This window comes from Clavibacter michiganensis, assembly GCF_016907085.1.
In the GTDB taxonomy this organism is placed as follows: Bacteria; Actinomycetota; Actinomycetes; order Actinomycetales; family Microbacteriaceae; genus Clavibacter; species Clavibacter michiganensis_O.
In genome coordinates, this window is record NZ_JAFBBJ010000001.1 from 2,805,972 (window position 1) to 2,825,343 (window position 19,372).

General features: G+C 74.1%; 23 protein-coding genes. 16 read left to right on the forward strand and 7 right to left on the reverse strand.

Features of this window, described 5'->3' with window-relative positions; genetic code table 11:
- Nucleotides 1–111 precede the first annotated feature (111 nt).
- The 11 genes from JOE38_RS13280 to hemL all read left to right on the forward strand — a co-directional run bounded on the left by JOE38_RS13280 (nt 112) and on the right by hemL (nt 9,815).
- Nucleotides 112–453 carry a YtxH domain-containing protein gene (locus JOE38_RS13280; protein WP_204576701.1) on the forward strand — a complete coding sequence of 114 codons (342 nt, stop codon included), beginning with the start codon at nt 112–114 and terminating at the stop codon, nt 451–453.
- Between the two features lie 32 nt (nt 454–485).
- Nucleotides 486–902, forward strand: coding sequence for a phage holin family protein (locus tag JOE38_RS13285; RefSeq protein WP_043671710.1), 417 nt, complete (start codon nt 486–488; stop codon nt 900–902).
- On the forward strand, nt 892–1,167 hold the full coding sequence (locus JOE38_RS13290) for a DUF3618 domain-containing protein (protein ID WP_043585258.1): 276 nt from the start codon (nt 892–894) through the stop codon (nt 1,165–1,167). Before JOE38_RS13285 ends, JOE38_RS13290 begins: the two co-directional genes overlap by 11 nt.
- A 96-nt stretch (nt 1,168–1,263) precedes the next feature.
- On the forward strand, nt 1,264–2,826 hold the full coding sequence (gene mptB / locus JOE38_RS13295; RefSeq protein ID WP_239544834.1) for a polyprenol phosphomannose-dependent alpha 1,6 mannosyltransferase MptB: 1,563 nt from the start codon (nt 1,264–1,266) through the stop codon (nt 2,824–2,826).
- Between the two features lie 86 nt (nt 2,827–2,912).
- Nucleotides 2,913–3,476: a TIGR03086 family metal-binding protein gene (locus tag JOE38_RS13300; protein WP_204576702.1), complete on the forward strand. Its 564-nt coding sequence runs from the start codon at nt 2,913–2,915 to the stop codon at nt 3,474–3,476.
- Nucleotides 3,477–3,546: 70 nt separating this feature from the next.
- Nucleotides 3,547–4,317 (forward strand): hydrogen peroxide-dependent heme synthase, encoded by a 771-nt coding sequence (gene hemQ / locus JOE38_RS13305; protein WP_237609854.1) that lies wholly within the window; start codon nt 3,547–3,549, stop codon nt 4,315–4,317.
- Complete coding sequence (locus JOE38_RS13310) at nt 4,317–5,567, forward strand: ferrochelatase (RefSeq protein WP_204576703.1); 1,251 nt, start codon at nt 4,317–4,319, stop codon at nt 5,565–5,567. The genes hemQ and JOE38_RS13310 overlap by 1 nt, the downstream gene beginning before the upstream one ends.
- Nucleotides 5,564–6,550, forward strand: coding sequence for a hydroxymethylbilane synthase (gene hemC / locus JOE38_RS13315; RefSeq protein ID WP_204576704.1), 987 nt, complete (start codon nt 5,564–5,566; stop codon nt 6,548–6,550). Before JOE38_RS13310 ends, hemC begins: the two co-directional genes overlap by 4 nt.
- Nucleotides 6,547–7,386: a uroporphyrinogen-III synthase gene (locus JOE38_RS13320; protein WP_204576705.1), complete on the forward strand. Its 840-nt coding sequence runs from the start codon at nt 6,547–6,549 to the stop codon at nt 7,384–7,386. The genes hemC and JOE38_RS13320 overlap by 4 nt, the downstream gene beginning before the upstream one ends.
- Nucleotides 7,383–8,363: a porphobilinogen synthase gene (hemB, locus tag JOE38_RS13325; RefSeq protein WP_204576706.1), complete on the forward strand. Its 981-nt coding sequence runs from the start codon at nt 7,383–7,385 to the stop codon at nt 8,361–8,363. Before JOE38_RS13320 ends, hemB begins: the two co-directional genes overlap by 4 nt.
- An 84-nt stretch (nt 8,364–8,447) precedes the next feature.
- Nucleotides 8,448–9,815 carry a glutamate-1-semialdehyde 2,1-aminomutase gene (gene hemL, locus JOE38_RS13330; RefSeq protein WP_204576707.1) on the forward strand — a complete coding sequence of 456 codons (1,368 nt, stop codon included), beginning with the start codon at nt 8,448–8,450 and terminating at the stop codon, nt 9,813–9,815.
- Between the two features lie 16 nt (nt 9,816–9,831).
- Here hemL and JOE38_RS13335 read toward each other — a convergent pair whose 3' ends face one another.
- The 5 genes from JOE38_RS13335 to JOE38_RS13355 all read right to left on the reverse strand — a co-directional run bounded on the left by JOE38_RS13335 (nt 9,832) and on the right by JOE38_RS13355 (nt 14,069).
- A complete protein-coding gene (locus JOE38_RS13335) occupies nt 9,832–10,653 on the reverse strand; it encodes a DNA/RNA non-specific endonuclease (protein ID WP_204576708.1) in 822 nt (273 codons plus the stop codon).
- Between the two features lie 84 nt (nt 10,654–10,737).
- Nucleotides 10,738–11,397, reverse strand: coding sequence for a biliverdin-producing heme oxygenase (locus JOE38_RS13340; RefSeq protein WP_204576709.1), 660 nt, complete (start codon nt 11,395–11,397; stop codon nt 10,738–10,740).
- A 78-nt stretch (nt 11,398–11,475) separates the two neighbouring features.
- Nucleotides 11,476–11,868 (reverse strand): DUF1304 domain-containing protein, encoded by a 393-nt coding sequence (locus tag JOE38_RS13345; protein ID WP_045526695.1) that lies wholly within the window; start codon nt 11,866–11,868, stop codon nt 11,476–11,478.
- 93 nt (nt 11,869–11,961) lie between these two features.
- Nucleotides 11,962–12,987, reverse strand: a complete 1,026-nt coding sequence (locus JOE38_RS13350; RefSeq protein ID WP_204576710.1) for an MDR family oxidoreductase — start codon at nt 12,985–12,987, stop codon at nt 11,962–11,964.
- A 56-nt stretch (nt 12,988–13,043) separates the two neighbouring features.
- Nucleotides 13,044–14,069 carry a 6-phosphofructokinase gene (locus JOE38_RS13355; protein ID WP_015489331.1) on the reverse strand — a complete coding sequence of 342 codons (1,026 nt, stop codon included), beginning with the start codon at nt 14,067–14,069 and terminating at the stop codon, nt 13,044–13,046.
- A 38-nt stretch (nt 14,070–14,107) separates the two neighbouring features.
- On the opposite strand from JOE38_RS13355, the gene JOE38_RS13360 reads away from it, so the two are divergent.
- Entirely contained in the window at nt 14,108–14,815 is a 708-nt protein-coding gene (locus tag JOE38_RS13360) for a nucleoside/nucleotide kinase family protein (RefSeq protein ID WP_204576711.1), read from the forward strand.
- A 10-nt stretch (nt 14,816–14,825) separates the two neighbouring features.
- Here JOE38_RS13360 and JOE38_RS13365 read toward each other — a convergent pair whose 3' ends face one another.
- Complete coding sequence (locus JOE38_RS13365) at nt 14,826–15,326, reverse strand: pyridoxamine 5'-phosphate oxidase family protein (RefSeq protein ID WP_204576712.1); 501 nt, start codon at nt 15,324–15,326, stop codon at nt 14,826–14,828.
- A 65-nt stretch (nt 15,327–15,391) separates the two neighbouring features.
- On the opposite strand from JOE38_RS13365, the gene JOE38_RS13370 reads away from it, so the two are divergent.
- Nucleotides 15,392–16,357: a DNA-3-methyladenine glycosylase family protein gene (locus JOE38_RS13370; protein WP_204576713.1), complete on the forward strand. Its 966-nt coding sequence runs from the start codon at nt 15,392–15,394 to the stop codon at nt 16,355–16,357.
- A gap of 41 nt (nt 16,358–16,398) precedes the next feature.
- Here JOE38_RS13370 and JOE38_RS13375 read toward each other — a convergent pair whose 3' ends face one another.
- Complete coding sequence (locus JOE38_RS13375) at nt 16,399–17,199, reverse strand: DsbA family protein (protein ID WP_204576714.1); 801 nt, start codon at nt 17,197–17,199, stop codon at nt 16,399–16,401.
- Between the two features lie 75 nt (nt 17,200–17,274).
- Between JOE38_RS13375 and JOE38_RS13380 the strand changes: the two genes are divergently transcribed.
- From JOE38_RS13380 to JOE38_RS13390, 3 genes are all read left to right on the forward strand, one after another.
- Nucleotides 17,275–18,228 (forward strand): aldose 1-epimerase family protein, encoded by a 954-nt coding sequence (locus tag JOE38_RS13380; RefSeq protein ID WP_204576715.1) that lies wholly within the window; start codon nt 17,275–17,277, stop codon nt 18,226–18,228.
- Between the two features lie 98 nt (nt 18,229–18,326).
- Nucleotides 18,327–18,776, forward strand: a complete 450-nt coding sequence (locus JOE38_RS13385; RefSeq protein ID WP_204576716.1) for a VOC family protein — start codon at nt 18,327–18,329, stop codon at nt 18,774–18,776.
- Nucleotides 18,777–18,883: 107 nt separating this feature from the next.
- Complete coding sequence (locus JOE38_RS13390) at nt 18,884–19,345, forward strand: MarR family winged helix-turn-helix transcriptional regulator (protein WP_204576717.1); 462 nt, start codon at nt 18,884–18,886, stop codon at nt 19,343–19,345.
- Nucleotides 19,346–19,372 lie beyond the last annotated feature (27 nt).

Sequence of the window (19,372 nt, forward strand, 5' to 3'; positions counted from 1 at the left end):
CGCGTGGCCGGGCATCGACCGCCCCGTCGCCTCCGACCACGCCGATGCGCCGGAGGGATACGCTGGACCGACGTGTGCTGCACGTGCCCCCTCAACGATCGGAGATCTCCCATGAAAGGCAAGCTTCTCTTCGTCGCCGGAGCTGGTGTCGGCTACGTCCTCGGCGCCCGCGCCGGACGCAAGCGCTACGAGCAGATCCGCACGAACGCCAAGAAGGTCTGGGACGACCCGAAGGTCCAGCGCCAGGTCGACAACGCGGCCGGCTTCGTGAAGGACCACACCCCCGACGTCGCGCACGCGGTCGTCGGCGGCGCCAAGAAGGTCGTCGGCACCGTCACCGGCGGCAAGAAGGACTCCTCGAGCGGCTCCACCCCCTCGAGCGCGTCGACCACGTCGTACCCGACCATGGACCCCGCCTCGCCCGAGCCGAACGGCTCCGGCACCTCCCGCTGACCCGCAAGCCCATCCCCAGGAGGGAAACCCGCATGACGGATCAGGATCTCAATCCGAAGAGCAAGCGCTCGCTCGTCCGGCTCGTCGCCGACCTGCCGACGCTCATCGTCCAGCTGATCAAGGACGAGATCGAGTCGTTCAAGAACGAGCTCGTCACCAAGCTCAAGCACGCGGGGATCGGTGCCGGCTTCCTCGTCGTTGCGCTGTTCTTCGCGTTCATCGCGTTCCTGGTGCTCGTCGCCGCCGCGATCCTCGGCCTGTCCGAGGCGTTCTCGCCGTGGCTCTCCGCGCTCATCGTCGCGGGCGTCTTCCTCCTCATCACGGTGGTGCTGGCGCTGCTCGGCATCCGCTGGCTCAAGAAGGGCGTCCCGCCGACGCCCGAGGAGACGGTGGACAGCCTCAAGGAGGACGTCGACGCGGTGAAGGGGACCGGCAAGTATGACCACTGACCGCCCCCGCCCCACGGGACCCCGGTCCCGCACCGAGCTGAAGCTCGACATCCAGCACACGCGCGAGGAGATCTCCGCGACGCTCGACGCCCTCGAGGCCAAGCTGAACGTCCGCCGCCGGGCGAAGGACGGCATCGCCGACCTGCGCCGCCGCATCCGCCGCACGGCCGACGAGGACCCGCTGCTCCTCGTGGCCGTCGGGGTGGGCGCGGTCGTCGTCGTCGGCGGCGTGGTCTGGGCCGTGGCCCGCGCCGCGCGTCGCTGACCCGCAGGTCGATCGTCCGTGATGGCCGAGGGGGGATCCGCGCGTCCGCGTCGCCGCGAGGCGCGTGATCCGGGGGCCCTGGGTGCGCATCCGCTGATGCTGCCGGGGCTCGTCGGGCTCGCCGGCTCGCTCCTGCTCCTCGTGGCCTCGTTCGTCGTCGGCCACGCGCCGGCCGAGTCGGAGCTGTCGCGGACCCCCGTCATCGGCGCCCTCCGCGTCTCGCCGTTCGCCACGGGCGTCGCGTCGCTCGGGGTCGTCGTGGGCGGCCTGATGCTCACCTCCGGGTGGCTCCTCCTCGGCGCCCTGCTCCCGAGGCTCGGGCCGTCCGGCCTGCGCGCCACGCTGCGGCTCGCGGTCGTCTGGACCGTCCCGCTCCTGTTCAGCGCGCCGCTGTTCAGCCGCGACATCTACTCGTACATCGCCCAGGGACGCGTGCTCGGCGCCGGCTTCTCGCCGTACGAGCACGGGCCCGCCGTCCTGCCCGACTGGCGGAGCACGGGCGTCGACCCCCTGTGGGCGCACAACCCCGCGCCGTACGGCCCGCTGTTCCTCGCGATCGAGCGCGTCATCGGCGGGATCTCCGACGCCGTCGGCGTCGAGGTCGCGGTCCTGGCGGCGCGTGGCGTGGCCGTCGCCGGCGTCGTCCTGATGGTCGTGTGCGGCCTCCGCATCGCGCGCCGTCGTCGCATCGACCCCGTGCGGACGGCGTGGTTCCTAGCCGCGAGCCCGCTCGTCATCTTCAACTTCGTGGTGGCCGCGCACAACGACGCGCTGATGATGGGCCTGCTGGTCGCCGGCCTCCTCGCCGCCATCGACTCCCGGCCCGTTCTCGGCGTGCTGCTCGTGACGTGCGCGGTGGCGGTCAAGCCCATCGCGCTCCTCGGCCTGCCCATCGTCGCCATCGTGCACGCGGAGATGCGCGCCCGCCGCGTCGACGACCGGGCGCCGGAGGGCGTGGCCGTCGACGGATCCGCGGGCGGCGTCGCCGGCCTCCGCCCGCCCACCCGCGACCCGCGCGTCTGGGCGGCCTGGACCGCGTCCGGCATCGCCGCCATGGCGCTCCTCGCGCTCGGCGGCGAGGCGCTCGGTGTCGGCCTCGGCTGGATCTCCGCCCTGTCGAGCCCGGTCTCCGTCGTGTCGTGGTTCATGCCGTTCGGCGTGGCCGCGGGCGCGTTCGGCCCGCTGGTCGAGGCGCTCGGCGGTCCGGGCGGGGCGGTCGAGGGCGGGATCAAGACCGCCGGCATCCTGCTCGGGTTCGCGGGCGCCGCGTGGTGCATCCTCACGAAGCGCACGCTCTCCGGGGAGGCGCGCCTCGCCCTCGCCTTCGTGTGCGTCGTCGCGATGTCGCCCGTCGTGTACCCCTGGTACGGCCTGTGGGTGCTCGTGATCCTCGCCGTCGTCGGCATCGCGGACGGCGCGGCCATGTCGCTCGCGGTCTCGGCGACCGTGTTCCTCGTGGGCGTCAACCTGCTGGAGCCCATGGCCGTCGTGCACACGGTCGCCTCCGGCTGGCCGCGCCTGCTGGTCGTCGCCGTGGCCGTCGTCGGGATCCTCGTGGTGCTCGCGCCGGGGCTGCAGGGTCTCGCGGGCACGGATCCGTTCCGGGCGCTCCGCGCGCCCCGGCACCAGTTCTCCGCCGCGCGGCAGCCCCCGGCCTGACGTCCGCCGCGCCACCCGGATCCCGGCGGGAATGCGCGCGCCCGCCGCGGACGTTCCCCGGGGACACCACCGACGGGAGCTCGACCATGGACACGGACCTCGACTGGCACGACCTGATCCGCCGGGCGCACACCGGATTCGCCGACCGCCTCGGCGCGGTCACCGACTGGACGGCCCCGACGCCCGACGTCGAGTGGGACGTCCGCGAGCTCGTGGCGCACGTCATCGAGGAGCAGCAGTGGGTGCCGCTCCTCCTCGCCGGTCACACCGTGCAGACCGGCCAGCCGCTCATCCGCGAGCTCGACGACGACCTCGTGGCCGAGTGGGGCCGCTACTCCCGCGAGGCGCTGGCGGCGTGGGAGGGCGTCGACCCGGAGCGGCCCGTCCTGCTGTCGACCGACCGCGTTCCCGCCCGCGAGTACCTGCGCGAGCAGCTGTCCGACGTCGTGATCCACGGCTGGGACCTCGCGCGCGCGGTCGGCGCCGACGAGCGCATCGACGACGAGCTCGTGCGCGCCACGTGGACGGTGTTCGCGCCGCAGAAGGACACGCTCGAGGCCAGCGGCCTGTTCGCGTCGCCGGTGCCGGTCGCCGAGGACGCGCCCCTGCAGGTGCGGCTGCTCGCGCTCACGGGCCGCGACGCCCGATAGCCCGCGGATGATCTGACGGCCGTCCGACCGATGCATGGGCGGGGTCCCCGCGCGACGTACCATGGAGATCATGAGCATCCCGGCTGCCGAGTCGGCGGCATCTCAGGTCCCCCCGATCGAGTCCCCCGGAGAGGCCCGTCCTGACGACGGGTCCACCCCCGAGGCATCCCCCAGCGGCTACGCCCTCTGGGCCGTCCTCCGCCGCGATCCCGCCCGCCCCGACGACCTCGACGGTCGCGAGGTCCCCGGGGCCGTCGACGAGCTCGACGGCATCGTCCACATCGTCGAGGCGGAGGGCGTCACCGTCCGCGGCTTCTACGACGTCTCGGGCATGCGCGCCGACGCCGACCTCATGGTCTGGATCCACGGCCCCCAGATGGAGACCCTCCAGTGGGCCTTCCGCGAGATCCGCCGCGCGCGCCTCATCCGCGCGCTCATCCCGTCGTGGAGCGCCGCGGGCGTCCACCGCGACGCCGAGTTCAACCGCAGCCACGTGCCCGGCTTCCTCCGGGGCGAGGAGCCGCGCGACTGGCTCTGCGTCTACCCCTTCGTCCGCTCCTACGAGTGGTACCTGCTGCCGCCCGAGGAGCGCGGGCGCATGCTCGCCCAGCACGGCCGCCAGGGCGCGGCCTTCCGCAGCGTCATCGCCAACACGGTCTCGTCGTTCGGCCTCGGCGACTACGAGTGGATCCTCCCGCTCGAGTCGAACGAGCTGGTCGACCTGGTCGACATGATGCGCGACCTGCGCAACACCGACGCGCGCCGTCATGTGCGCGAGGAGGTCCCGTTCTACACGGGCCGCCGCATCACCACCGCCGAGCTCGTGGAGGTCCTCCAGTAATGGCCGCACTCAACCTGGGTCGCAAGCCCGCCCCCGCCACCGACGCCCCCCGGGCGCCCGGCGCCCTCGTCTCCGCCGCGAGCGAGGCCGCGAAGATGGGCCCCGCCCACGTCGAGGAGCCCGTCGCGTACGACGCGATCCTGCTCGCCTCCTTCGGCGGGCCCGAGGGCCAGGACGACGTCATCCCGTTCCTCCGCAACGTCACCGCAGGTCGCGGGATCCCGGAGGAGCGCCTCGAGGAGGTCGCCCACCACTACCGCGCGTTCGGCGGCATCAGCCCCATCAACGAGCAGAACCGCGAGCTGAAGGCCGCCCTCGAGGCGCGCCTCGCCGAGCGCGGCATCGACCTGCCCGTGCTGTGGGGCAACCGCAACTGGGGCCCGTACCTCAACGACGCGCTGCGCGAGGCCGAGGAGAAGGGCTACCGCCAGCTCATCGCCGTCGCCACGAGCGCGTACAGCTCGTACTCCTCGTGCCGCCAGTACCGCGAGGACTTCGCGGACGCGCTGGAGGACACGCAGCTGCAGGGCGTGGTCCGCATCGACAAGGTGCGCCAGTTCTTCGACCACCCGGGCTTCGTCACGCCGTTCATCGAGGGCACGCGCGACGGGATCCGCGACGTGATCGCCCACTTCGAGGCCGAGGGCGCGCCCGTCGACGTGGCGACGGACGTCGAGATCCTCTTCTCCACGCACTCCATCCCGTCGTCGGACGCCTCCAAGTCCGGCCCCGCCGAGCGCGGCTTCGACGAGGACGGCGCCTACGCGGCGCAGCACCTCGCCGTCGCCGAGGTCGTCATGCACGAGGTGAAGGCGGAGCTCGGCATCGACCAGGACGTGCCGTGGCAGCTCGTCTACCAGTCGCGCTCCGGCCCGCCCTCCATGCCGTGGCTCGAGCCCGACGTGAACGACGCCATCGGCGAGCTGCCCGCGCAGGGCCGCCGCGCCGTCGTGATCGTGCCCCTCGGCTTCGTGAGCGACCACATGGAGGTCAAGTGGGACCTCGACAACGAGGCCACCGAGTCCGCCCAGGAGAACGGCCTGTACTCGGTGCGCGTGCCCACGCCGGGCGTGCACGCCGCGTACGTGGACGGCCTCATCGACCTCGTGCTGGAGCGCCGCGACGGCGTGAAGGCGGCCGACCGCCCCCACATGACCGACCTCGGACCCTGGTACGACGTGTGCCGCCCGGGCTGCTGCGAGAACGTGCGGCTGGGCTTCAAGCCCGCCGTCTCCGGGCTGGCACCGTGACGGACGGTCCCACGACGTCGGCTCCCACGACGACGCTCCGCATCGGGACCCGGGGGAGCGCGCTCGCCCTGGCCCAGACTCGGGCGATCGCCGCGGAGATCACCGACGCGTCGGGACTCGAGGTCGAGCTCGTGCCCGTGACCACGCACGGCGACACGTCGCGCGAGTCCCTGTCGAGCCTCGGCGGCACGGGCGTCTTCGCCAGCGCGCTCCGCGAGTCGCTCCTCCGCGGTGAGTGCGACCTCGTGGTCCACTCGCTCAAGGACCTGCCGACCGCGCCGTATGCGGGCCTCACGGTCGCGTCGGTGCCCGCGCGCGAGGATCCGCGCGACGTGCTCTGCGCGCGCGACGGCCTCACCCTGGCGACCCTGCCGCGCGGCGCCCGCGTCGGGACCGGATCGCCGCGCCGCCGCGCGCAGATCCTCGCCGAGCGCCCCGACCTCGACGTGGTCGACATCCGCGGCAACATCGACACCCGCCTCTCCCGCGTGACCGCGGGCGACCTCGACGCCGTGGTGCTCGCCGCCGCCGGCCTCGAGCGCATCGACCGCATCGACGCCGCCACCGAGCACCTCGAGCTCGACCGCTGGCCCACCGCGCCCGGGCAGGGCGCGCTCGCGCTCGAGATCCGCACGGAGGACGCCGAGACGCACTCGGTCGTGGGACGCGCCGTGGAGGCCGTCGACGACCCGTTCACCCACGCCGCCGTCCTCGCGGAGCGCGGCGTGCTGGCCGCCCTCGAGGCCGGATGCGCCGCGCCCATCGGCGCCTGGGCCACCGTCACGAGCGGCCGCCTCGCCCTCACCGCCGTGGTCTACCGGCCCGACGGCACGCAGCGCATGGCCGCCAGCCACGAGCTCGACACGGCGGGGCTCGACCTCGCGCAGCTGGGCGCTTCCGCCTCCGCGCTCTCGGGACCCGTGTCCCGCGAGCTCCTCGACGCCGGAGCGGCCGATCTCGCGCCGCTGGGAGGGACCCGATGACCTCGACAGACCAGAAGCCCCTGAAGGGCTGGCGCGTGCTCGTGCCCCGCGGCGGACCGTGGGGCGACGGCGTCGCGTACGACCTCCGCGCGCAGGGCGCCACGCCCGTCGTCGCGCCCATGATCAACTTCGCCGCCACGCAGGACGCGCAGGCGCTCGAGTCGGCACTCGCCGACCTCGCCGCGGGATCCTTCGACTGGCTCACCGTCACGAGCGCCACCACGGTCGACGTGCTGTCGTCGCACCGCGCCGTCGTGCCCGAGGGCACGCGCATCGCGGCCGTCGGCGAGACCACGGCCGCCGCGCTCGTCGCCGCGGGCTACACGGTCGACTTCGTGCCCTCCATCGACTCGTCCGCCCTGGCGCTCCTCGAGGAGTGGACCGAGATGGCCGCCGGATCCCCGCGCCGCCGCGTGCTCACGCTCCGCTCCGAGATCGCGAAGCCCACGCTCACCGACGGGCTCATCGCGCGCGGGCACGACGTGCGCTCGGTCGTCGCGTACCGCACGGTCGGCGTGCCCGTCAGCGACCGGATCCGCGAGGACGTCTCCTCGGGTCGCGTCCGCGCCATCCTCGTCACGTCGGGCAGCGTCGCGGAGCAGGTGCACGAGCAGCTGGGCGACGTGCCCGACGGCGTGCTCATCGCCTGCATCGGCCCGCGCACCGCGAAGGACGCGCGCCGCTCCGGCGTGCGCGTCGACGTGGTCGCCTCCGAGCGCTCGGCCGCGTCGCTCATCCAGTCGCTGGTCGAGATCGCCCGCCACGAGGAGCCGCGGGCCGACACGGCGGGGCTCACCGGCCTCGCCGACCTCCTCGATCGGAGCACCACCGAATGACCTCCCCCTACTACCGCCCGCGCCGCCTCCGCACCACGCCGGCGATGCGCCGGCTCACCGCCGAGACCCGCCTGCACGCCGCCGACCTGGTCCTGCCGATGTTCGTGCGCGAGGGCCTCGCCGAGGCGTCGCCCATCACGTCCATGCCCGGCGTCTCCCAGCACTCGCTCGACAGCCTGCGGCGTGCGCTCGTCGAGGCGGCCGAGGCCGGGATCGGCGGCGTCATGCTGTTCGGGATCCCGACCGTCCGCGACGCCGAGGGCTCCGGCGCGAGCGACCCCGACGGTATCCTCAACGTCGCCACGCGCGTCGCGGTCGAGGAGGTCGGCGACGCGCTCGTCGTCCAGACCGACCTCTGCCTCGACGAGTTCACCGACCACGGCCACTGCGGCGTGCTCGACGCGCACGGCGTGGTCGACAACGACCGCTCGCTCGACCGCTACCGCGCCATGGGCCTCGCCCAGGCGGAGGCGGGATCCCACCTCCTCGGCCTCAGCGGCATGATGGACGGCCAGGTCGGCGCCGTGCGCGAGGCCCTCGACGACGCCGGGCACCACGACGTCGCGATCCTCGCCTACGCCGCGAAGTACGCCAGCGCCTTCTACGGCCCCTTCCGCGAGGCCGTCGACTCCCAGCTCCAGGGCGACCGCCGCACGTACCAGATGGACAACGGCAACCGCCGCGAGGCCCTCCGCGAGGTGGAGCTCGACATCGAGGAGGGCGCCGACGTCGTCATGGTGAAGCCCGCCATGAGCTACCTCGACATCCTCGCCGACGTCGCCGCGACCAGCAGCGTGCCCGTCTGGGCGTACCAGATCTCCGGCGAGTACGCGATGATCGAGGCCGCCGCGCAGAACGGCTGGATCGACCGCGAGCGCGCCATCGACGAGAGCGTCCTCGGCATCAAGCGGGCCGGCGCCGACGCGATCCTCACCTACTGGGCCGTCGAGCTCGCCGAGCGCCTCGCCCGGCGCTGAGCCGCCCTACCGCCCTCCTCCTCGCCGGACCCGCGTCCGGCCCAGCCTCCGAGCGCATCGCCGCCCGGCACCGAAGGACTCACCGTGACCCACTCCCAGGACCTCTTCGACCGCGCCCGCGACGTCATCCCCGGGGGAGTGAACTCGCCCGTCCGCGCGTTCGGCTCCGTCGGCGGCACGCCCCGCATGATGGTGAAGGCCGCCGGCCCCTACGTGACCGACGCCGACGGCGTGGAGTACGTCGACCTCGTCAACTCCTGGGGCCCCGCGATCCTCGGCCACGCCCGCCCCGAGGTCGTGCAGGCCGTGCAGGACGCCGCCGCCCTCGGCCTCGGCTTCGGCGCGACCACGCCCGCGGAGACCGAGCTCGCCGAGCTCGTCACGGAGCGCGTGCGCGTCGCGGGCGTCGACGGATCCCCGGACCGCCGCCCCATCGAGAAGCTGCGCCTCGTGTCCACGGGCACCGAGGCCACCATGACCGCGATCCGCCTCGCCCGCGGGTTCACGGGCCGCGACCTCCTGGTGAAGTTCGCCGGCCACTACCACGGCCACTCCGACAGCCTCCTCGCCGAGGCGGGCTCCGGCGTCGCCACGCTCGCGCTGCCCGGCTCCGCGGGGATCCCGGAGGCCATCGCCGCGCAGACCATCGTGGTGCCCTACAACGACCTCGACGCCGTGCGCGCCGTCCTCGCCGAGCACGGGCCCCGCATCGCCGCCGTGATCACCGAGGCCGCGGCCGCGAACATGGGCGTCGTCCCGCCGCTGCCCGGCTTCACCGCCGAGCTCGCGCGCCTCACGCACGACAACGGGTCCCTCCTCATCTCCGACGAGGTGCTCACGGGCTTCCGCGTGCACCCGGCCGGCTACTGGGGCCTCGACAACGCGGGCCTCGCGGCCGACCACGCCGACGCCTGGACGCCCGACCTCGTCACGTACGGCAAGGTCATCGGCGGCGGCCTCCCGGTCGCCGCGCTCGGCGGCCGGGCCGACGTGATGGACCACCTGGCACCTCTCGGCCCCGTCTACCAGGCGGGCACGCTGTCGGGGAACCCGGTCGCGGTGGCCGCGGGCCTCACGACTCTCCGCCTCGCGGACGCCGACGTGTACCGCGCGCTCGACATCGCCGCCGACATCCTCATCTACGCCGTCGAGCTCGCCTTCGACCGCGCCGGCCTCGCCTACTCGGTGCAGCGCGCGGGGAGCCTCTTCAGCTTCACGTTCGGCACGCCGCCGGAGCACGGGATCACCGACTACGCCACCGTGCAGGCGCAGGAGACCTGGCGCTACCCGGCCTTCTTCCACTCCATGCTCGACCAGGGCGTCAGCCTGCCGCCCTCGGTCTTCGAGGCGTGGTTCGTCTCGGCCGCCATGGACGAGGCCTCGCTCGACCGCGTGATCCGCGCCCTCCCCGCGGCCGCGCGCGCGGCCGCCGCGGCGACCCCGCCCGCGTAGGCGCGCGGCACGCGCGTCAGAGCGTGATCGCCGCGAACCGCTCCAGCTCGACCCTGCCGTCGCGCCCGTCCGCGGGCGTGCCGGGCCGCGCGGTCGCGGGGACGCCGAGCCGGTCGGCCGCGGCGAGCTGCGCCACGTCGTAGCCCGTGAGCGCGCCGATCTCCGCCACGGCGACCTGGTACGTGCGGTACGGCCCGAGCTCGGGCGCATCCGCGGTCGCGGACTGCCGGTCGAGGTCGCCGAGCTCCGGCGCCTGGTCGAGCAGGTACGCGGTGGCCGCGAGCCGGTCGCCCGAGACCCAGGCCGCGATCTTCCAGAACATGAGCGGGATCCGCACGCCGCGGTACACGGGGTCGTCGTCCGAGAACACGGGGCCGGTGAACACCGTCATGCGCCGGTCGCCGAGGTCGGCGTTCTCCAGCACGTAGTCCTCGAGGCCGAGCCACAGCTCCTTGGACTGGTTGAACTCCGCCGCCTGCGGGGCCGCGTTCGTGTAGACGAAGGTATCGGCGCTCGCGCGCGCGGCCTCGGCGATGTCGCCCCACACGGGATCCCGCCGGCGCACCAGGTGCCCGCGGTCGATGTCGTTGCGCGCGTACAGCTCGGGGCCGCACTGCTGCTCCTCGGGCAGGCGCGGATCCAGGTGCCAGTCGTCGGAGCGCTCCACGTCCACGAGGCGCGCGCCGTCGATGTTCACGGCGGTCAGCGCGGCCAGGCGCCGGTCGGTGTCCATGAGCACGGTGAAGTGCAGGTAGTCGAGCCGCACGGGCCGCGCGTCGGCGGGGGCCTCCGGCAGCGGGAGGGCGATGGGCAGGAAGTCGAGGTCGTAGCCGTCCATGTCCGGAGCCTATGCCCGGCCTCGGACGCTCGACCGGCGGACGGGTGGACGCCCGGGGGCGGGCGGGCGGCGGGACGCCTCGGGTCAGGCCCGGCGGAGGGGAGCGGTGGCGCGCCCGCGCGCGAGCTCCGCGAACACGTCCGTGGTGAGCCGGTACGCGTGCTCGACCTCGGCCACGACCCGGGCGCGCTCGTCGTCGTCCCACGGCGCCCGGTCGAGCGCCTCGCGGTAGGTGCTGCAGAAGCGCCGCGGCTCGGCGATCTCCGCGAAGAGGTAGAGGCCGACGCCGTTGGTGTCGAAGCCGAACTGGCGCTGCAGCAGCGAGCGGAGGAGCCGGCCGCCGGACAGGTCGCCGAGGTAGCGCGTGTAGTGGTGCGCGACGAAGCCGCCGACCCAGACCGACGCGACCCGCTCGATCCGCGCGACGTACGCGGCCGTGCTCGCGAGCGGCCGCACGACCTCGCGCCAGTCCGGCCCGACGAGGAAGTCGAGGTCGGCCTCGATCGCGGGGAGGCGCGTGAGGCGGGTGCTGATGAAGCGCGCGGCCACGGGATCCGCCGCCATGCGCTCGGTCGCCTGCTCGATGGCGCGGTAGATGAAGTAGTGCTGCGCGACGAGGGCCACGTAGTCGTCGCGGCAGCCGCGGCCCGTCACGATAGCGGTCATGAACTCGTCCGTGTCCTGCGCCTCGGCGCGCGGTCGTGCCCGGTCGCGGAGAGCCTCGGTGAGGGGGACGACGGTCATGATGTAGGTGAGCCTAACCTCATCTGCCGCTCGCGCGGAAGAGGGCGGCGGCCGTCACGGCGGTCCGTCGGCGACGGCTCAGGAGGCGGCGGCGAAGAAGACAAGGCCGAGCAGCGGCGGCACGCCCTGGACGAGCGCGGGGATGAGGTACTTCTTGCCCGTGCTGGCGATGATGATCGACGCGAGCACCATGCACGCGGTCGTGAACAGCACGAGCGTGAGGCCGGCGGGCACGTTGCCGACGAAGTAGAGGATCAGCCCGAGGCCGGCGCCGAGCGCGAGGAACAGGTTGTAGAAGCCCTGGTTGTAGGCCCACGGCTTGATGATGAGGGCCTTCTCCTGGTCGGCGACGCCGAAGCGCTTCCAGGCGAACGGCTTCTCGAACCAGACGCTCTCGAGCAGGAAGAAGAACGCGTGCAGCAGGGCCGCGAGCCCGACGAAGATGGTGCCGGTGGCGGCTACTGCGGTCATGATCCCTCGCTCCGGCGGCACCGTGCCGCGTCGGGCCAAGGGTAGCGCGGGGTGCGGACGGCGGCGCGCGGCAGCGGGCGCGGGCGGCGGGTGCTAGGCGCGCACGTCGACCACGACGCGTCCGCTCGAGGTGCCCGCGAGGATCCGCTCGCCCGCGGCGATCGCGCCGTCGAGCGGCACGGTCGTGGTGATGGCGTCGAGGAGCTCGGGGTCGAGGTCGGTCGCGAGCCGGGCCCACGCCTCCCGCCGCAGGGCGGCCGGCGCCTCGACCGAGTTGATGCCCGCGAGCGTGACGGCGCGGAGGATGAAGGGGAGCACGGTGCCCGGCAGGTCCGGCCCCTGCGCGAGGCCGGCGGCCGTGACCACGCCGCCCCAGCGCGTCTGCGCGAGCGCGTTGACGAGGGTCGCGCTGCCGACGCTGTCGACCGCGCCCGCCCAGCGGATCCGCTGCAGCGGCTTCCCGGGCTCGCCGAGCTCCGAGCGGTCGATCACGTCGGCGGCGCCGAGCGCGCGCAGCCGGTCGCCGAGCTCGTCGACGCGGCCGGTGCTCGCGACCACGCGGTGGCCGAGGCGGGCGAGCAGCGCGACCGCGATGGATCCGACCCCGCCGCCCGCGCCCGTCACGAGTACGTCGCCGGATCCGGGCTCCACGCCGCCGCGCTCGAGCGCCAGCACCGAGAGCATCGCCGTGAAGCCCGCGGTGCCGATGGCGGCGGCCCGGGCCGCGGAGATGCCGTCGGGCACGCGCACGAGGGACGCGGCCGGGACGCGCACGCGCTCGGCCAGCCCGCCGTCGCGGCTCTCGCCGAGGCCGGCGCCGTTGAGGACGACCAGGTCGCCGACGTCGACGGCGTCGGATCCGCTCGCCGCGACCGTCCCGACGGCGTCGATGCCGGCGACGAGCGGGCTGGTGCGTGCGATCCCCGGCCGGCCGCCGAGCAGCATGCCGTCCTTGTAGTTGACGCTCGAGAAGAGGACGTCGAGCACGACCTCCCCGTCGCCCGGACCGGCCGCGCCGCCCGTCGTCCGCTCGTCGGGGAGGTCGCGCAGCGCGACCTCGATGCCTGTCGTGCCGTCGTCGGCGACGGTCTTCTCGGCCACGAGCGCGCGGTACGTCATGCCGTCACGCTACGCCCGCGCCGCGCGGCGACGCGAGCGGCGGCGACCCGGCCGGATCAGCCGAAGAGGATCGCGGCCTCGTCGTAGCGGTGCTGCGGCACGGTCTTGAGGCGGCCGAGCGCCTCCTCGAAGCCCACGTGGACGATGTCGGTGCCTCGGAGCGCGACCATGCGGCCCCAGTGGCCGTCGCGCACGCTGTCGACCGCGGCGAGGCCGAGGCGCGTCGCGAGCACGCGGTCGTACGACGACGGGGTGCCGCCGCGCTGGATGTGGCCGAGGGTCGTCGCGCGGGTCTCGATGCCCGTGCGCTCCTCGATGATGGGCGCGATCTGCTCGCCGATGCCGCCGAGCCGCGGGCGGCCGAAGGCGTCGAGCCCGCGCTCGCCGTGCGCGTCCGACGCGTGCTCGGGGATGAAGCCCTCCGCGACGACGACGAGCGGCGCGCGCCCGCGGTCGTAGGCCGAGCGGACCCAGCCGATGATCTCGTCCATGCTCGTCTTCTGCTCGGGGATGAGGATCGCGTGCGCGCCCGCGGCCATGCCGGAGTGCAGCGCGATCCAGCCGACGTGGCGGCCCATGACCTCGGCGACCATGCAGCGGCTGTGCGAGTCGCCCGTGGTGCGGAGGCGGTCCATGGCGTCGGTCGCGATCTGCACCGCGGTGTCGAAGCCGAACGTGTAGTCGGTGGCGTCGAGGTCGTTGTCGACGGTCTTGGGGACGCCGACGATCTTCAGCCCGGCGTCCGTGAGGCGCTTGGCCGCCGCGAGCGTGCCCTCGCCGCCGATGGCGAGGATCGCGTCGATGCCGAGGCGGTCGAGGTTCTCCTGGATCCGCTCCACGCCGCCGTCGCCCTCGAACGGGTTCGTGCGGCTGGTGCCGAGGATCGTGCCGCCCTGCTTGCCGATGCCCTGGATGTCGCGACGCGCGAGCGGCATGACGTCGCCGTCGACGACGCCCCGCCAGCCGTCGCGGAAGCCCACGAACTCCTGCTTGTGGATGGTCGTTCCCTTGAGCACCGCCCCGCGGATCACCGCGTTGAGTCCGGGGCAGTCTCCGCCTGAGGTGAGGATTCCGATGCGCACACGTCCATCATGGGGCACGCATCCGCGAGACTGGCCGGATGGACTCCGCACCCGACGGCCGCCCGCTCCCCGCATCGCCCGCGACGGGCGACCTCGACCGCCTCGCGCGCCGCGCCCTCGGCCTCGTTCGCGACGGCCGTCGGGCGATCCTCGCCATCGCGGGCAGCCCCGGCGCCGGCAAGACGACCCTCGCGCGGGCGCTGGTGGCGCGGATCGACGCGCGGGCGGGCGACGGCACCGCGGCGTACGTGCCCATGGACGGCTTCCACCTCGCCAACGCGACGCTCGACCATCTCGGCCGCCACGACCGCAAGGGCTCGATCGACACGTTCGACGGCTGGGGCGTGCTGGCGCTCGTGCGCCGGATCCGCGCCGAGACGGACCACGTCGTCTACGCGCCGTCGTTCGACCGGGCGGTCGACGAGGGCGTGGCCGGGGCGATCGCGGTCGAGCCGAGCGCCCGTCTCGTCGTGGTCGAGGGCAACTACCTGCTCGTCGACGACGGCCCGTGGGGGCTGCTCCGCGCCGAGTTCGACGAGGCGTGGTTCTGCGCGACCCCCGCTGACGCGCGCTTCTCGCGCCTGGTCGACCGGCACACGGCCGGCGGACGCGATCCCGAGGCCGCCGCGGCGTGGGCCCGCGACGTCGACGGCGTCAACGCGCGCCTCATCGAGGGCACGCGCGGACGCGCCGACCTCGTGGTGGACGGCACCGCGGCCGGCGTGCCGGAGGCGGTGGCCGGCTAGCGGGCTCGGGTCAGAGCTCGACGGTGCCGTGCTCCCCGACGTCCTTCGGGCGCTCGCCCGTGATGGCGGCCTTGGCGTACTTGATGAGCGCGATCGGCTTCGGGGTGTCCTGGTACCAGTACTCGGCGGCGTCGGCGTGGACGCGGATCAGCGCGACCGTCGGGTCGTCCTTCCCGCCCTCGAACCACGCCTCGGCGCCGGTCGACCACAGCTCGTCGATGCGCGCGCGGTCGCGCGTGATCTCCGCCGTGCCGGCGATGGATAGGAACCCGTCGCCGGACTGCAGCGACACGTTCACCTGGTCGTTGGCGCGGATCTCCGTGGTCTTGTCGCTCGGGTCCTGCGTGAAGAACCAGAGGTCGCCGTCGAAGTCGCGCTCCTGGCTGGCGAGCGGGCGGCTCACGAGCTGCCCGTGCGCGTTGACGGTGGTGAGGAGCGCGATGCGGGCGCCCTTCACGAGCTCGGCGACGCGGTCGCGGTCGTCCTGGTGGTCGTTCGTGGTGTCGGTCATGCGGCCGACGCTACGCGCGCGGTGGCCGACCGGGCGGGGTCGGCGGCCCTGCGTACCCTGAGGGGATGGACCAGGGCGGCGCGGAGGTGACGGCCCCCGACGCGCGCACGACGTACCTGCCCGACCGCGAGGTCGACCTCCGGCTGGTGCTGCGTCCGCTGTTCCGCGGGGTCGTGGATCCGACCTGCCGCTGGGACCCGGCCCCGCCCGGATCCCGCCGCGTCGGCGTCTGGCGCACGGCCCGCACGCCGCTCGGCGCCGCGTCGCTCCGGCTGGATCCGCGCCCCGACGGCGGCGTCGACGCGCGCGCCTGGGGCCCCGGCGCCGAGTGGGCGATCGCCGGCGTGCCCGAGCTCCTGGGCGAGGGCGACGACTGGTCCGACCTCGACGTCTCCGCGCATCCCCTCCTCCGCGACGCGCGCCGCCGCCTTCCCGCGCTCCGGCTGATGCGCACCAACCACGTGTTCGAGGCGATGGCGTCCGCGGTGCTCGAGCAGAAGGTCACCGGGCTCGAGGCCAGGCGCGCGTGGCGGCAGCTGATCCTCGCGCACGGCGAGCCCGCGCCCGGACCGGTGCCGACCGGCATGCGCGTGCTGCCGTCGCCCGAGCGCTGGCGCCTCATCCCCTCGTGGGAGTGGCACCGCGCGGGCGTGGATCCGAAGCGGTCGCGCACGCTCATCGCCGTCGCGACCTCGGCGGCCGGCCTCGAGCGCACGCTCGCGCTCGGCCGGGGGAGCGAGGAGATCACGCGGCGGCTGCGCTCGATCCCGGGCGTCGGCATCTGGACGGCCGCGGAGACATCGCAGCGCGCCCACGGGGATCCGGACTCCGTGAGCGTCGGCGACTACCACGTGCACGACACGGTCGGCTGGGCCCTCGTCGGCCACGCGGTCGACGACGACGGGATGCTCGAGCTGCTCGAGCCGTGGCGCGGGCAGCGTCAGAGGGTGATGCGCCTCATCGAGGCGAGCGGCTTCCGGAAGCCGCGGTTCGGCCCGCGCATGACGGTGCAGGACCACCGCGCGCACTGAACGTCGCGCACGGAGCGACGCGGCGGCCCGCGCCGGCCGGATCAGCTGTCGGCGGCGATGCCCTGGGGCAGGTCCGCGCCGGCCTTGGTGAGCGCGTCCACGAGGTCCTGGCCGGCGACGGTCGTGATGATGTCGCCCTGGATCCGGAGGGTCGGGGTGCCTGTGACGCCCGCCGAGGTCGCGTCGGAGGTGTTGCTCGTGATCCACGACGAGTACTTGCCCTCGGCCACGCACGTGCGCGCCGCGTCCGCCGTGACGCCCTGGGTGGTGAGCCAGGTGACGAAGTCGGCGTGGGTCCACGAGTCGGTGATGGTGGAGTGGTTGTCGAACAGCGCCGAGTGCACGGCCGGCCACTTGTCGGGCTCCTCGGCGAGCACGCACGCGGCGGCGCTGCCCGCGACCACGCCGTACTTCGTGACGATCTGGATGGGGTGGTAGACGATGCGCACCTGGCCCGTGGCGGCGATCCGGTCGAGCAGCGGGCCGGTCTCGGCCTCGTACTGCGCGCAGTGGGGGCACGAGTAGTCCTCGTAGACGTCCATGGTCACGGGGGCGTCGGCCGCCCCGACGCTGACGCCCGTGGGCTCGGTCGCGATGCGGACCTGGTCGCCCGTGGACAGCGCCGCGGTCGTGTCCTGCACGGGACCCGCGGCGCTCGCCGCCTGGGACTGGCCGAGGAGGTAGACGCCGCCGGCGATGGCCGCGATGACGATGACGAGGCCGCCCGCGACGGAGAACTGGGTGATGAGGCGGCGGCGCTTGCGGCGCCGGTCGTCGAGGGCCCTCTCGATGCGTGCCTTCTCGCGGATCGCGCGTACCTTCTCGTTCTCATGCCGGGCCATGCGGACGATCCTAGGGATCCGCGTGGCCGCGCCCCTGGGAGGCGCCACAGCGCTGCGTATGGATAGGCTCGGCGCGTGCCCGACGACGTGACGTACGTACCCCGCCTCCCCACCGGCCAGCAGCACGAGCTCGTCGCGGAGGTCGACGGCCGCACGCAGCGCATCGTGATCGCCGAGGTCGGCGCCGCGCTCCGCGTGCTCCAGGTGGACGGCACCGACCTCGTGCAGTCCTACCCCGACGAGGCGCGGCCCCCCTTCTGCAGCGGCATCGTGCTCGCGCCCTGGCCCAACCGGATCCGCGACGGCCTCTGGGAGCATGGCGGCGTCACGCACCAGCTCGACATCACCGAGGTCGATCGCGAGAACGCGATCCACGGGCTCCTCCTGCACTCCCCGTACCGCCTGGTCGAGCGCGATGACGTCTCCGTGACGCTCGCCGCCGACGTCCACCCGCAGCGCGGCTACCCCTTCGCCCTCGAGACGAGCGTGCGCTACGAGCTCACGGGCTCCGGCGTGCGCGTCACGCACGTGATCCGCAACGTCGGCTCGGCTGACGCGCCCGTCGCCGTGGGGACGCATCCCTTCCTCCGCGTGGGCGACGTGCCCACCGAGGACCTCGAGGTCGTCATCGACGCGCCCACCCACATCGAGGTGGATCCCGTGCGCCTCAACCCCACGGGCGCCCAGACCCCGGTCGAGGGCACCCGCTACGACCTGCGCCAGGGCGTGCGCGTCCGCGACGCCCAGCTCGACGACGCGTGGGCCGACGCCCGCGTGGTCGACGGCGTCACCCGGCACGGCGTCCAGGCGCCCGACGGCCGCCGCACCGAGATCTGGGCCGACGGCGAGTTCACCTACTGGCAGGTCTTCGTCACGCCCTGGTACCCCATCGCCGACGGCCACGTCTGGGCGGTCGCGGTGGAGCCGATGACGGCGCCGGCCGACGCGTTCAACTCGGGCGACGGCCTCATCACGCTCGCGCCCGGATCCGAGTGGTCCGGCACCTGGGGCATCGACCTGCACGACTGAGCCCGCCCGGCGCCGACCGTCTGGATGCCCGCTGGGAGCCGTGGTCGGAAACCGAAGCGGCCCGGGACGCCCGGCGCGGACCGTCCTAGCGTCGGACCATGACCGACACCAGCGCGACCACAGCCCTCGACTCCATCACCGGCGTGCACCACGTGCGCATCTCCGTGACCGACCTCGGCCGATCCCGCGCTTTCTACGAGGGCGTGCTGGGCTTGACCCCCGCCATCGAGAGCGAGGGCGACTCGACCGACCCCGCCGTGCGCGAGGATCCCGCCCAGTACTTCGGCGGCGTCATCTACGGCGTGGGGTCGCAGCTGTTCGGCCTCCGCCCGATCGCCGGCGACGGCGCCGCGTTCGACCCCGCGACCCGCGGCCTCGACCACGTGAGTCTCCAGGTCGGGTCGCGCGACGACCTCGTCCGCGCGGCCGCGCTGTTCGCGGAGCGCGGCATCTCCCACGGCGAGGTCATGGACTTCCCCACGGGCATGTCGATCCTCTCGGTGCAGGACCCGGACGACATCAACGTGGAGCTCGTCGCCGCGGGCTGACCCGCGACCCCTGGCGGCGGCGGTGCGCACGAGCGCGCCGCCGCCGTTCGCGTGCGTAGCATTTCCCCAAGTGCCGAGCAGTGCACCACCCGGTCGAGGAGGACGCGATGACGATGACGGACCCCCTGGCGCTCGAGAGCCAGGTCTGCTTCCAGGCGGTGGTCGCCGCCCGCACCGTGGTGGCCGTCTACCGGCCGATCCTCGAGCCGCTCGGGCTGACGCACACGCAGTACCTCGTGATGCTCGCGCTGTGGGAGCGGGACGAGCGCTCGGTCTCGGACCTCGGATCCGCGCTGCAGCTGGAGCCCGCGACGCTCACCCCGCTGCTCAAGCGCCTCCAGGGCGCCGGGTTCGTCGACCGGGCCAGGAGCGCCGCGGACGAGCGCGTCGTCGTGGTCTCCCTCACGGACGCGGGGCGCGACCTGCGCGACCGCGCGGTCGATGTGCCCGCGCAGGCGGCCGCGCGCACCGGCATGACCGTCGCCGAGCTCGAGGCGCTCCGCGACGCGCTCGACGACGTGGTGGGGCGGCTCACCGGCGCCCTGGCGGATGGCGGGACCGCCGCCTGATCCTGTGCGCGCACGCCGGCCGGGGCG

Excerpts from the sequence above, each read along its gene's own strand:
- JOE38_RS13280 (WP_204576701.1), top strand. The coding sequence starts at position 112 with ATGAAAGGCAAGCTTCTCTTCGTCGCCGGAGCTGGTGTCGGCTACGTC.
- JOE38_RS13285 (WP_043671710.1), top strand. The coding sequence starts at position 486 with ATGACGGATCAGGATCTCAATCCGAAGAGCAAGCGCTCGCTCGTCCGG.
- JOE38_RS13290 (WP_043585258.1), top strand. The coding sequence starts at position 892 with ATGACCACTGACCGCCCCCGCCCCACGGGACCCCGGTCCCGCACCGAG.
- mptB (WP_239544834.1), top strand. The coding sequence starts at position 1,264 with ATGCTGCCGGGGCTCGTCGGGCTCGCCGGCTCGCTCCTGCTCCTCGTG.
- JOE38_RS13300 (WP_204576702.1), top strand. The coding sequence starts at position 2,913 with ATGGACACGGACCTCGACTGGCACGACCTGATCCGCCGGGCGCACACC.
- hemQ (WP_237609854.1), top strand. The coding sequence starts at position 3,547 with ATGAGCATCCCGGCTGCCGAGTCGGCGGCATCTCAGGTCCCCCCGATC.
- JOE38_RS13310 (WP_204576703.1), top strand. The coding sequence starts at position 4,317 with ATGGCCGCACTCAACCTGGGTCGCAAGCCCGCCCCCGCCACCGACGCC.
- JOE38_RS13320 (WP_204576705.1), top strand. The coding sequence starts at position 6,547 with ATGACCTCGACAGACCAGAAGCCCCTGAAGGGCTGGCGCGTGCTCGTG.
- hemB (WP_204576706.1), top strand. The coding sequence starts at position 7,383 with ATGACCTCCCCCTACTACCGCCCGCGCCGCCTCCGCACCACGCCGGCG.
- JOE38_RS13335 (WP_204576708.1), bottom strand. The coding sequence starts at position 10,653 with ATGGACGGCTACGACCTCGACTTCCTGCCCATCGCCCTCCCGCTGCCG.
- JOE38_RS13340 (WP_204576709.1), bottom strand. The coding sequence starts at position 11,397 with ATGACCGTCGTCCCCCTCACCGAGGCTCTCCGCGACCGGGCACGACCG.
- JOE38_RS13345 (WP_045526695.1), bottom strand. The coding sequence starts at position 11,868 with ATGACCGCAGTAGCCGCCACCGGCACCATCTTCGTCGGGCTCGCGGCC.
- JOE38_RS13350 (WP_204576710.1), bottom strand. The coding sequence starts at position 12,987 with ATGACGTACCGCGCGCTCGTGGCCGAGAAGACCGTCGCCGACGACGGC.
- JOE38_RS13360 (WP_204576711.1), top strand. The coding sequence starts at position 14,108 with ATGGACTCCGCACCCGACGGCCGCCCGCTCCCCGCATCGCCCGCGACG.
- JOE38_RS13365 (WP_204576712.1), bottom strand. The coding sequence starts at position 15,326 with ATGACCGACACCACGAACGACCACCAGGACGACCGCGACCGCGTCGCC.
- JOE38_RS13370 (WP_204576713.1), top strand. The coding sequence starts at position 15,392 with ATGGACCAGGGCGGCGCGGAGGTGACGGCCCCCGACGCGCGCACGACG.
- JOE38_RS13375 (WP_204576714.1), bottom strand. The coding sequence starts at position 17,199 with ATGGCCCGGCATGAGAACGAGAAGGTACGCGCGATCCGCGAGAAGGCA.
- JOE38_RS13385 (WP_204576716.1), top strand. The coding sequence starts at position 18,327 with ATGACCGACACCAGCGCGACCACAGCCCTCGACTCCATCACCGGCGTG.
- JOE38_RS13390 (WP_204576717.1), top strand. The coding sequence starts at position 18,884 with ATGACGATGACGGACCCCCTGGCGCTCGAGAGCCAGGTCTGCTTCCAG.